The organism is Shewanella colwelliana, assembly GCF_001735525.1.
GTDB classification, from domain to species: domain Bacteria; phylum Pseudomonadota; class Gammaproteobacteria; order Enterobacterales; family Shewanellaceae; genus Shewanella; species Shewanella colwelliana.
Genome location: NZ_MCBT01000018.1, coordinates 25,251 through 37,455, shown reverse-complemented (window position 1 = coordinate 37,455; position 12,205 = coordinate 25,251). Strand labels below are relative to the sequence as shown.

Genomic DNA, 12,205 nt, shown 5'->3' with positions numbered 1-12,205 from the left:
TGCTCTCAAGTCTTTCTAGCAAGTCAGTGCTAGGGGGCTATTTGGCTTAGTGGTTAAAACATACCTGATAAAATGAGAACAGCTCAAACACCGTAAAGGGCTTGAGTTAAAATATTAAAATAGCTGTAAAGAAAAAGCCCTGAATCAACGATGAATCAGGGCTTTTCGCTACTACGGGCCAGCTAGAAGCTGCGCTCCCAGCTTGCATAGACGCTGGTATCCCAGTCATTACCGCCTTGATGGACATACTGGCTGTAGCCTAGTGTGCCGCCCATCTTTAGTGTGCCTTGATAAAGCGGTCTGTGGTAGCTGGTGTCAAACTGATATACACGTTCGTATTCGCCCGGCGAGACAGGATTTCCGCCCTCTGGGTTACCAGTGTCTCTTCCATCTGTGTTAAGACGCAGCCAACGGAATTTGTTGGTGATGCTTTGGCCATTTCCGAGCTGAGTGATACCGCCGATGACCAGTGTTTCAGAGTCATTGTCATAGGTGCTACCTAAACTTTTACCGTAGTAACGGTAGCCGCTTTTGTAAAAACCATGCTCATACAAACAGTTATAGACTTGTGAGTCGAGGCCGCAAGACACCTTGGTATCTGAGTATTCGATGAAAACTCGAGTATTGAGGTCACTTAATACAAAGTCGATACCGCCCATATTGGCCGCATTAATAAGCTTGTTTTTACCGTTATGATAGTCTTCGTGAATGCGCTCAAAGTAGATGCCGTAAGGAATGCCAAATGCAGTATCTGACCAACGCAAATCATAGCCAGCGAGCATATTCTCTTGGCCGTTTTCGATTTCGCTTTCAGTTTGGCCACCGTTAAAGAGTCCATCCCACCAGTCACTTAAACTGTTGCCATAACCTTCACCGCCCCATTGCATGGTCCATGAAAAACCCACTTCCAGTTTTGAGATAGGTTTTAGTGTGCCACGTGCGCCCCAATGTTTGGTGTCAGGAACATAGCGATCGCTCTCCATCTGGCTAAAGCTGGTGGTAAAGGTCCAAGGGCCAACCCAATTAAGCCAAGGCGTTTCGAAGGCTGAACTGTTGTTGCGACTGAAGGTAATACCAGGCATAGGCCGGGCATTGGTGGTCTGAATTAAACCACTGTCCCAGCCGGGTCCCCAATACTTTTGCTGGGCACCAGCACTGACTATCCAGTTGCCTAACATGACCGCAGCAAAGCTGTCATCGAGGCGTGCGCGATTGCCATCGAGTGGATCGGCATGATAACTACCAGAGAGGCGGCCACTAAACCAAGATTGGGTGACATCGACACTGATTTCGGCTTCTGCTTTATCGCGATAGTCGTGACCAAAGCCTAAGAAGCGAGCTGTATCAGTTGCCGCGGCGAGTTTTACGTGGGTGCTAACGGCCTGATGGTCATTGTCATAAGCACTCATCACTCTATTGAAGGCATCCGCTTGAATACGTGACAGTGACGTAATATCGGCTTTTTCGAGATCTTGCTTGAGTCCTGCCCACATCAACGGAAAGGTGGTAACAGGTTGCAAAATAATTCCAGTATCCGCAAGTAGTTGGATGTCTGCACGCAGCGGTAAGTCTGTGGGCTCAACCCACCACGCAGCTTGTGCTGAGCTAATGCTGAGTATCATCATTCCAGCGAGTAAGTATTTTTTCATGATATTCCCTTAACGATTTATGCCGCGCATTTTAGCGACATTGGGCGAGATAACAAGGCTATAAGTGTCATAGCGACTGAAGCGCTGGTGTTTGTTATTAGCTTGTTTTTATTGGGTTTGATATTGGTTGTAATCCTGTGGGATAGGATTATATGTTAAGTTGTGAGCAAGGCTGGCAGTAACAAACTGAGAACGAAATAGGCTTGTAGGCGATTTGCTGCACGACCGTATTGGAGAACATCTACCAAGGTGATGACTTAAGCTTATGAATTAGCGTCACGTTACTGCGCGGCTTGCGCTAAGAAGTGGAGGTGTGTTTCTACTCTGTTGCCTCTATGTTCAGTTTCATTATTGGTCAGATATTCTTGTTGAAAACGGTTAGCGCTGAATGAGAGTTTAGGGTCAGGTTTTAGGCTACTTTGTTGTCCTTGATGTGGGGAAATAAAATCGATTGTAAGCGCTTTCATTTTGTTGGCGATAGGCATATACTCTAGTTGTCGAGATGTTAATTAAGGTCGCATCTTGGTATTTAGGTGGTGTTTCTTTACGGAAGGCTGCAAAGGTGACTCCATCAGGTTAGCCAAAGTTTTGGATATGCTGTTTGACACGGAAAGTGGGCAGCAAATTTTTTAATGTTAGGCTTTTCCCCGTCTTGCTGAACATCCCTGTCCACAAATGTTGTGTTGCACATTTTACCGCTTAGCTTTTGCATTACTGGCGGCGAGTTTCAATGCTGTAAGCTCGCCGAAACATTCAAGCCCTTGTCCGCTGTTTATCTCTGTTCCACTATCTTGTTACGCTTTCAGCACTTATCTAACATTTAGCCGCTAGCCTATTTATAGCCGATAACCTATATAGGGCTGCGATTAGACGGCTTGAGTAGAATCTCGAATCACTACGCTTGGGGTAAAGATATGAGTGATATCATGCTCGGCTTGGTTGAAGGTGTGTTTTAGCGTCCAACATGCAGCCATTTTGCCCATCTGTTTGATCGGGTAATCCACTGTCGACAACTTAGGATGAATAAATTGCGAAAAAAAGATGTTGTCAAATCCCATAAGCGAGATGTCATCAGGAACCCTGATACCTTTCTCTCGCAGCACCGTCATGGCTCCCAATGCCATCTCATCGTTGGCACAGACGAGTGCGGTGAAAGGTCGAGATTGTTCAAGCAGGTAGGTGGTTCCTTGACTACCACTGGTTTCTTGATAATCACCTTCATAGGTTAATGCGTCATTGTAGGGGACATTAAACTCTTTTAGGGCGCGTTGGTGGCCTTTTAAACGCTCTTGAGCATCCATTTTCCATGAAGGGCCAGATATATAAGCAAACTGCCTGTGACCCTGTTCTAACAGGGCTTTAGTGGCGTAGTAACCACCGAGTTCGTTATTGAGGCTAATACAATGATCGGCAATTTCTGCGATGTAGCGATTGATGAGCACGATAGGGATATCACCCTTAACCAGTTCAACTAAGTACTCATCAGACACGGCTTCAACGTGCAAAATGAGCGCATCACATCTGCGGCTAATGAGAAACTCAATCCCTTCTTTTTCTAATGCTTCTTCGCTGTGGCCTGCCGCGATAATGACGTGTTTTTCAGCGGTTCTTAATTCCGCTTCAATGCCACTCATCATAGAACCATAAAAAGGGCCATGTAGCTCAGAAACTAAGATACCAACACTATTAGAGCGATTAGAAGCCAGGGATTGTGCAATAGCGTTAGGGCGGTAGCCTAACTGCTTCATTGCATCCTGCACCTTTTGGGCTGTTTTTTCGCTTACCTTGGCATTTTTGTTCATCACCCTTGAGACGGTGGCGAGAGAGACGCCTGCGAGCACTGATACATCATAAATTGTTGCCATAAAAATCCTTTACATTGCTACCAAAAGGAAAACCCAATCAGTCGGTAGCAGGTTGTAACTCCTGTTGTATTTGTGCGACTCGGTTGTCGTCCAAAATATACCAGCGCATGATACCTGCGACAATGAGTGAGCCGATAGCCGGATAGAGAGTAAATGAGAGTAAGATCCCCTCTTTAGTGGTGTTAGTTTGCGCGGCGTCAGAAACATAGCCGTAATACGCTAATGCCCACCCTGCGATAGCACCACCGAGTGCAATGCCCAATTTAATAAAAAATATCACCGTAGAATAAACCATGCCGGTCACACGGGTCCCGGTTTTCCACTGACCATAGTCAATTGTATCAGCCATTTTCGCCCAAAGTAATGGGCTGGCCATATCAAGGAAAAACTTCCAAAGGAAGAAGGCGACGAAGGCAATGATTATTTGCTCTGCCTGAATGAAAAAGCTCACTGCACAGATGATGGCGGCAATGATCTGCAACCCAATATAGGCCTTAACTTTACAGATATGTTGTGCCAATTTTTGTGCGAGCGCACAGCCTAACATACTGCCCACCATACCTGTGGTCATAAAGGCTGTAATTAAATCTTCGCGCTGTAAAAAGTACTTCACATAATAAACTGCTAATGTGATCCTCAATACCTGGCCAGTTAATAAGAATAGACCTGACATGCACAATAAACGAGCTTGGTCGTTATTCCAGAGGTGGCGTACCCCCTCTAAAAATGGTGTTTTCTGGGTTTTATTGGTGTGAACTCGTTCTTTGGTTACAGCAAAACAGAGCAGAAATAAGACCACACCACCTAAACTCATCGCGGCCATGGTGAGTTGATAACCTTTTGCTGTATCGCCATTACCAAACCATTCCACCAGTGGCATGGTACATGATGCTACGATGACGCCACCAAGCATGGCACAGACAAAGCGGTAAGATTGAATCGAGACACGCTCTTTAGGATTTGCGGTGAGTACCCCACCTAAGGCGCAATAGGGGATGTTGATGGCAGTGTAGGCAATCATCAATAGCGTGTAAGTAACAAAGGCAAAAATGAGTTTACTAGTGTCACTAAGGTCTGGTGTAGTAAAGGCCAACACACTGATAAGCCCAAAGGGGATAGCTAACCAGAGTAGATAGGGGCGAAACTGCCCCCAACGAGTATGTGTTCTGTCGGCAAGAGAGCCCATTAATGGATCTGTGATAGCATCAAATACTCTGACAACCAAAAACAGGGTTCCGACCGTTGCAGGCGATAGACCAACGACATCAGTATAAAAAATGAGGAGAAACATCATTACGGTTTGAAAAATGATATTGCTTGCGGTGTCACCTAAACCATATGCAATTTTTTCTTTTATAGCGATCACTGACATCTTACATTACCCCTGCTTACACGATATTTTTTATTATTGTTCATGATAGGGCTGACTCCATGTTATCTGTGCTGGGTTGAAAGCTTTCACTCATTTTTGTTTGAAACGGCATGCTCTCTTCATAGAAACGGACAAATTTTGCATCACACAGCGAAGCGATATCTCAAAAACGGCCTTAATCGTTGTCGATTATCGTTATCCATGGATGGTGACTTATTTTTATCTATTACTAATCAGTGCTTTATATGCATGGCCACTGGCTTTGATTATTCTTTCTTGGGTGTTGTAATCAACGTAAACGATACCAAATCGTTTCAGGTAGCCTTCAGCCCACTCAAAGTTGTCCATTAGGCTCCAGGCAAAATAGCCGCGAATATCAACGCCGGCGCTAATGGCGTTATTGACGGCATTAAGGTGATCATTGTAATAAGCGACTCTTTCATCATCATTGACTTTACCATCAACCAGTTTATCAACCATGGCCGCGCCATTCTCGGTGATAAATATTGGCGGTAGGCGGTATTTTTGGTTAAGAGAGATCAGTAGGTCGCTAAAAGCCTTAGGGTAGATCTCCCACCCCATATCAGTAACAGGCACATCCTTTGGCGGCACATCTTGAAACCCTGCCAGCGGGTCGCTGCGATAGACAGCGCGGGTATAAAAGTTAATACCAAGGTAATCGATTGGGGCTGAAATGATTGCCAAGTCACCCTCTTGAATGTCGGGGCATTCATCTGAAGGTAGTGCGGCAAGTAGATCTGGATAGGCACCATCGAAAATAGGCTTGATATACCACTGATTAAAATGCTCATCAGCCAGTTTGGCCGCTTCTCTATCTTTGAGGTTGTCAGTTTCTGCATAGCAAGGGGTAAAATTAAGTACTATGCCATGTTGGGCATTAGGGGCATTTTTTCGTAATACCTCTAGTGCTAAACCATGGGCTAGCAACAGATGGTGCGCGGCTTTTTTACCGAATTGTTTACCTTGGATACCAGGGGCATGGATACCCGCTTCATAGCCTAAATAGGCACTGCAAAACGGCTCGTTTAAGGTTGCATAGGCAAAGACTCTATCGGCAAATGCCTGAGAGATAAGGTCTGCATAGCGCTGGAATTGAAAGGCCGTATCACGGTTGAGCCAGCCACCACGGTCTTCTAAATACTGGGGGAGATCCCAATGGTAAAGTGTGATGTAAGGTTTAATGCCTTTGGCGATTAACCTATCGAGGATTTGTAGATAGAAATCGACCCCGCTTGGATTGAGTTCACCGGATAGGGTCATCACTCGCGGCCAAGAGATCGATAGGCGATAAGCATCAACTTCTAGTGAGTCAATCAGATCGATATCTTGCTGCCATAGATGAAAATGGTTACATGCTATTTCGCCATTTGAACCATCACGAATCTTATTAGGGGTATTGCAAAATGTATCCCAAATGGAGGGAAGACGATTGTGTGCGGCCCCCTCTATTTGAAAAGAAGCGGTTGCAACACCATAGGTAAATTCTGGTGTTAACATAGGTGAGTTATCTGGCAGCAAAATGTTCATAACAATCTATATCAATCCCTTAAAAAATTCTTTTTTTGTTGGTGCCGATAGCACATGGACTCATAAGCACCGACACAATTAGTTGCTTAGCCAAAGCGATTAGTCACTTAGAATACTGTATCGCCATGATGGTATTTGGCGTTGACTATGGGACTAAATACTCATCGGTTTTGGTAATCATACCATCATTCTGTAAGCGCTTACACAAATGTTGTCGCCATGGTTGTGTTTCGTTGTTATTATGTTATAAATGAAAGCGCTTACATTAAGGCTAAAACCTAAAACAATAAAGGTCAACCTATTTGGGCGATGTATGAATCATCAATGCAACTGTAGTGGTAAGTAAGCCTTTGTTCTTAGGAAAGAGTCGGTGTCGTTTAACAATAATAATGAAATAGAGGTAATTATGGCTGGTTCACCAATGATGTCGGATAGTCGTGCAGTGTTGGCTGCAAGCAAGGGGGAGGGGCATCGATTTGCGCTGGTTTCTTTAACATCTCTATTTTTTATGTGGGGATTCATTACCTGTTTAAATGATATTCTCATTCCTCACCTTAAAGCTGTTTTTTCATTGAGTTATACCGAAGCGATGCTAATACAGTTCTGCTTCTTTGGCGCCTACTTTTTAGTGTCGATTCCTGCGGGGAAGATGGTAAAAAAACTGGGTTATCAAAAAGGTATTGTGACGGGGTTACTTATCGCTAGCGCAGGGTGTGCGCTTTTTTATCCCGCTGCTGACCAAGCTATTTATAGTCTGTTTTTAGCGGCTTTATTCGTGTTGGCATCTGGAATCACCGTATTACAAGTGGCGGCCAACCCTTATGTCAACGCCCTAGGAAGTGCTGAGACCGCTTCAAGCCGATTAAATTTGACGCAAGCATTTAATGCATTGGGTACGACTGTCGCTCCCTATTTTGGTGCTGTGTTAATTCTCTCCGTGGCCGCGGGTGCAGGCAGTGATTTAAGCCATGCACAAGCTGAAGCTGAGCAGGTAAAGCTGCCATATCTAATGTTGTCTGCCATGCTAGCGATGCTGGCCGTTATTTTTTATCAGTTGAAATTACCCGTTATAGCGGAGCACGCCAGTGGTGATGACCGGGATATGGTAGAGCATTTAGGGAAAACCAGTGCGTTACAGCATCGTCATTTGGCAATGGGCACCGTCGCGATTTTTCTTTATGTTGGTGCAGAGGTGTCAATCGGTAGCTTCTTAGTTAATTTTCTTGGAGAACCTCATATCGCTGGGCTAGAGGAAGCCGATGCTGCTAAATATATAACCTATTATTGGGGCGGGGCAATGATTGGGCGCTTTGTAGGCTCTGCAGTGATGCAAAAAATTGCAGCAGGCAAGGTACTTGGGTTCAATGCTTTGGTGGCTGGCTTACTGGTAACCTTGGCTATTTTAAGTAGTGGACAAATAGCGATGTGGTCGATTCTTGCAGTGGGCTTATTTAATTCTATTATGTTCCCAACTATCTTTAGTTTGGCGCTGCAAAAGTTAGGCCCGCACACCTCTCAAGGATCTGGCTGGTTATGCCTAGCTATTGTTGGTGGCGCAATTGTCCCGCTTTTACAAGGTGTTATGGCCGATAGCCTTGGTATTCAGGTCGCCTTTATTCTCCCCGTGCTTTGCTACAGCTATATTATTTTTTATGGCGTTAAAGGCAGCCGTCCAGCCGTTTAATTGGTTGATTAAATAAAGACAATTAAGGACTTTTCATATGTTTCATGGTTCAAAAATTGCGTTGCCGTTGACTCTAGCTGTCGCGGTGTCAGCGTGTTCAACTGACAATATTAATGCCGTTTCCGATAACGACAGTGTTGTATCTATTGGAGACAGTCTGTCACGTGATGCTAGCCTCATTTGGCCTAAACTTAGCTTGCCTTTGGGTAAACAAAGTCAAATTGAGCAACGCGTCACCGCAATGTTGCAGCAGATGACCTTAGAGCAAAAAATTGCCCAGATGATCCAACCTGAGATTAGAGATATTACTGTCGAAGACATGCGTCGTTATGGCTTTGGCTCATATCTTAATGGTGGCGGAGCGTTTCCAAATAATGATAAGCATGCCACGCCAGCCGATTGGATAGCTTTGGCTGAGTCCATGTATCAAGCCTCTGTTGATGATTCGCTAGACGGTTCTAGTATTCCAACAATGTGGGGCACTGATGCCGTACATGGTCACAATAACGTGATCGGTGCGACCTTGTTTCCACATAATATTGGGCTAGGCGCTGCTAATAATCCGCAGTTAATAGAGCAGGTGGCTGCAGTCACAGCAAGGGAAGTGATGGTCACGGGGATTGACTGGGTTTTTGCACCAACGGTTGCTGTGGTGCGTGACGACCGATGGGGGCGAACCTATGAAGGGTATTCGGAAGACCCTGATATAGTGAAAGCCTACTCTGCCGCTATTGTAACCGGACTGCAGGGCAAGATCGGTGAGACCTTTCTAGATGAACAACATGTCATCTCGACGGTTAAGCATTTTCTTGGTGATGGTGGCACAGAAGGTGGAGTCGATCAGGGCGATAATACGGTCTCTGAGCAGGCATTGTTTGAACTTCACGCTCAGGGCTATGTTGGCGGACTAACGGCCGGTGCCCAAACTGTGATGGCGTCATTTAACAGCTGGAACGGTGAGAAAATCCACGGTGACGAGTACCTCATGACACAAGTGTTAAAACAGCAGATGGGATTTGATGGTTTAGTGGTTGGTGATTGGAATGGCCACGGACAAGTTGATGGCTGTAGCAATGAAAGCTGTGCTCGTGCGGCGAATGCAGGGCTTGATATTTATATGGTGCCTACTTCAGCGTGGAAACCCCTATATCAGAATACCTTAGCTCAGGCTAAATCAGGTGAGATCCCAATGGGTCGTATTGACGATGCGGTTAGTCGGATATTACGGGTAAAGCTACGCGCAGGCTTATTTGAGAAACCAAGTCCAAAGAACCGTCCACTTGCGGGTAAAACGCAGTTGATTGGTTCAAAAGCACATAGAGATATCGCTAGGCAAGCGGTGAGAGAGTCACTGGTGCTATTAAAAAATAATCAGGGAATTTTACCTCTATCGCCTAAGCAAAAAATATTAGTGACTGGCGATGCGGCCGACAATATTGGCAAGCAATCAGGTGGCTGGACGATCACTTGGCAAGGGACAAACAACACCAATGCTGACTTTCCTGGTGGTCGTTCGATCTATGCGGGGTTGGCTGAGCAAGTGGTTGCTGCCGGAGGGGAAATTGAGTTAAGCCAAGATGGTCGTTTCAACAGTAGACCCGATGTAGCCATTGTTGTTTTCGGTGAAGAGCCATACGCCGAGGGTAATGGCGATCTAGATGACTTGGAATATCAACGAGGTGATAAACGTGATTTAGCGCTGCTTCAATCGTTGAAGTCTCAAGGTATCCCTGTGGTCTCAGTGTTTATTAGTGGCCGACCAATGTGGGTCAACCCTGAACTGAATGCATCAGACGCCTTTGTGGCGGCTTGGTTACCGGGGTCAGAGGGCGATGGTATCGCGCAAGTACTGCTGCGAGACGCGCAGGATAAGGTACAACACGACTTTACAGGCAAGCTTTCTTTCTCATGGCCAGCGCACGCAAATCAAACTGCGGTGAACCGTTTTGATACTGATTATCAGCCATTGCTGCCCTACGGCTTTGGCTTGCATGCGGGCGAGGCTGGTCAGCTAGCTAATGATTTACCTGAAACCGTGCAGCGTGATCATCATGAGTTGGCAGCGTTAAGGTTATTTGAGCGTTCAGTGGTTAAACCTTGGATTATGGGGATTGGGGTTGGTGGTGATAATCAAGCGATCAGAGAGACGATTCAACAAAATTCGGTGGTCTATACGCGCACTATCGACAAGAAGGTACAAGAGGATGCTCGACTATTTACCTTTAACGGTAGTGGCCAGGGCAACGTTGCCATCTTTGGTGCTTTTCCTCGTGATTTAAGAGGCTTTAGCGAAAATCAGTCTGTACTAAGCTTTGATGTGCAGTTAATCGAGCCACAAACCGAGAAGGTTGTATTGAGCATGGACTGTGAACCGAGTTGCTCAACGAGTATCGACGTATCAAGCACTTTAGCAAGTTTACCAGTAAAGGTATGGTCAACTGTCACGGTCGATCTTAGCTGCTTTGAACAAAAAGGTGTTGATTTCAGCCGAGTGATTAAACCTTTTTCCTTGCAGACTAAGGGGCAACTTTCACTCGGACTCGCTAATATTGCCATAGTGCCGCCTGAGGTTGAGGCTGCGACGGTCAGTTGCCGATAGAGTGAGCATCAGAGAGTGACTTAATGTTTTTTATATAGATTAGTGACAAAAGCTTAAGCCACTCTCAATGTTTAATAATGAGCCTGTTCGCTCGTAAACATGTGTAGATCTAGCGCACTCAATTTACATTATAAATTGGCTGTATGTGGTGCTTATTTTGATAAGGAAACCTCTCAATGACACTCCACTTTAAAAGTATAGGATTACTGCCGACGTTGTTAATGTTTGCGTTAGGTGGTTGCACCTCCAGTGGCACTGCATCGCTAGTGGATCAGCAAACGGCTACCGAGCAAGCGGGACCTTGGCATTTAGTTTGGAGCGATGAGTTTGCAGGCAAGGAGATAGATTTAACGCGCTGGGGCTTTGAAGTGAACTGTTATGGTGGAGGAAATGCTGAGCAGCAGTGTTATACCGACAGAGCCGATAACGCGTTTGTGCGTGATGGCATACTCAATATTGTTGCAACGTCAGAAGTTTTTAATGGTCCAGCACTGCAAGATGATGATGTTAATTATGATGCGCTAGACAAGAGTAAAACCTTGCCCTACACCTCGGCGCGAATGCGAAGTGCCAAAAAGGGGGACTGGCAATATGGGCGGTTTGAGATCCGAGCCAAATTACCACAGGGGCAAGGTACCTGGCCTGCTATCTGGATGCTGCCTACTGATTGGGTGTATGGCGGCTGGGCAGCTTCGGGAGAAATAGACATTATGGAAGCGGTAAATCTCAAGGCGCGTAGCGACAGAGAGGAAGCCGAAGAAAATGAGTTAGAAGCTAGGGTGCACGGGACGTTGCATTATGGTCAAAGTTGGCCTGATAACGTCTATTCTGGGCAAGAGTATCGTTTACCAAACGATGTTAATCCGGCGGATGGTTTTCATACCTACGCCATTGAGTGGCAAGCCGGGGAGATCCGTTGGTACGTGGATGAAGTGCATTACGCCACTCAGCGCTCATCGGGTTGGTACAGCCAAACTATGCAAGGTGGTCAATTAATCACTGGTGACAGAGATGCGCCTTTTAACCAAGCTTTTCACTTGATTCTTAATTTGGCCGTGGGCGGTGCATGGGCTGGTAATGTCAACGATACGGGGATTGATGGCAGTGTATTTCCTCAAACTATGCAGGTTGATTTCGTTAGAGTATATGAGTGCAGTCTCTCTCCTGCAACGGGAGTTGGGTGCAGCAAGGTTGATGATTCGGTGCCAGTCCTTAAGGGACATCAAGCCCCCGTTTTTACTGACATAACTCAAGGCTCTTGACTGCAAAGCATGCCGTACAAACCAGTTGGTTGTGACTCCTGAAGGTTAACGCTCGCATAGTGATGATGGTCTGTATAAGTGGTCGTCACTTTGAATACGAATGCAGCCAAACACTATTGCTGTTAATGAATCATGCCCTAGCTTAGTATCTTTTGCTAAAAGTATGATTAAATCGTTATTACCTGCTTTTTCATTGCAATGGCATACTCACTTTGCCGTTAATAAT

At 45.6% G+C, this 12,205-nt stretch carries 8 protein-coding genes; 3 read left to right on the top strand and 5 right to left on the bottom strand.

Features of this window, described 5'->3' with window-relative positions; all coding sequences use genetic code 11:
- Positions 1–182: 182 nt before the first annotated feature.
- The 5 genes from BEL05_RS06930 to BEL05_RS06910 all read right to left on the bottom strand — a co-directional run bounded on the left by BEL05_RS06930 (position 183) and on the right by BEL05_RS06910 (position 6,434).
- On the bottom strand, positions 183–1,649 hold the full coding sequence (locus BEL05_RS06930; RefSeq protein ID WP_069670706.1) for a capsule assembly Wzi family protein: 1,467 nt from the start codon (positions 1,647–1,649) through the stop codon (positions 183–185).
- A gap of 281 nt (positions 1,650–1,930) precedes the next feature.
- On the bottom strand, positions 1,931–2,116 hold the full coding sequence (locus tag BEL05_RS06925) for a hypothetical protein (protein WP_139151840.1): 186 nt from the start codon (positions 2,114–2,116) through the stop codon (positions 1,931–1,933).
- A gap of 399 nt (positions 2,117–2,515) precedes the next feature.
- Positions 2,516–3,514, bottom strand: a complete 999-nt coding sequence (locus BEL05_RS06920) for a LacI family DNA-binding transcriptional regulator (RefSeq protein WP_069670704.1) — start codon at positions 3,512–3,514, stop codon at positions 2,516–2,518.
- 37 nt (positions 3,515–3,551) lie between these two features.
- Positions 3,552–4,880 (bottom strand): glycoside-pentoside-hexuronide (GPH):cation symporter, encoded by a 1,329-nt coding sequence (locus tag BEL05_RS06915; protein ID WP_069670824.1) that lies wholly within the window; start codon positions 4,878–4,880, stop codon positions 3,552–3,554.
- Between the two features lie 225 nt (positions 4,881–5,105).
- Positions 5,106–6,434: a GH1 family beta-glucosidase gene (locus BEL05_RS06910; RefSeq protein ID WP_175427329.1), complete on the bottom strand. Its 1,329-nt coding sequence runs from the start codon at positions 6,432–6,434 to the stop codon at positions 5,106–5,108.
- Positions 6,435–6,858: 424 nt separating this feature from the next.
- Between BEL05_RS06910 and BEL05_RS06905 the strand changes: the two genes are divergently transcribed.
- From BEL05_RS06905 to BEL05_RS06895, 3 genes are all read left to right on the top strand, one after another.
- Positions 6,859–8,118, top strand: coding sequence for a sugar MFS transporter (locus tag BEL05_RS06905; protein ID WP_139151847.1), 1,260 nt, complete (start codon positions 6,859–6,861; stop codon positions 8,116–8,118).
- Between the two features lie 37 nt (positions 8,119–8,155).
- A complete protein-coding gene (locus BEL05_RS06900; protein WP_069670701.1) occupies positions 8,156–10,717 on the top strand; it encodes a glycoside hydrolase family 3 protein in 2,562 nt (853 codons plus the stop codon).
- A gap of 176 nt (positions 10,718–10,893) precedes the next feature.
- Positions 10,894–11,979 carry a glycoside hydrolase family 16 protein gene (locus BEL05_RS06895; protein WP_069670700.1) on the top strand — a complete coding sequence of 362 codons (1,086 nt, stop codon included), beginning with the start codon at positions 10,894–10,896 and terminating at the stop codon, positions 11,977–11,979.
- Positions 11,980–12,205 lie beyond the last annotated feature (226 nt).

Bases quoted from the DNA above. Each gene is read 5' to 3' on its own strand.
- BEL05_RS06930 (WP_069670706.1), bottom strand. From the start codon at position 1,649: ATGAAAAAATACTTACTCGCTGGAATGATGATACTCAGCATTAGCTCA.
- BEL05_RS06925 (WP_139151840.1), bottom strand. From the start codon at position 2,116: ATGAAAGCGCTTACAATCGATTTTATTTCCCCACATCAAGGACAACAA.
- BEL05_RS06920 (WP_069670704.1), bottom strand. From the start codon at position 3,514: ATGGCAACAATTTATGATGTATCAGTGCTCGCAGGCGTCTCTCTCGCC.
- BEL05_RS06910 (WP_175427329.1), bottom strand. From the start codon at position 6,434: ATGAACATTTTGCTGCCAGATAACTCACCTATGTTAACACCAGAATTT.
- BEL05_RS06905 (WP_139151847.1), top strand. From the start codon at position 6,859: ATGTCGGATAGTCGTGCAGTGTTGGCTGCAAGCAAGGGGGAGGGGCAT.
- BEL05_RS06900 (WP_069670701.1), top strand. From the start codon at position 8,156: ATGTTTCATGGTTCAAAAATTGCGTTGCCGTTGACTCTAGCTGTCGCG.
- BEL05_RS06895 (WP_069670700.1), top strand. From the start codon at position 10,894: ATGACACTCCACTTTAAAAGTATAGGATTACTGCCGACGTTGTTAATG.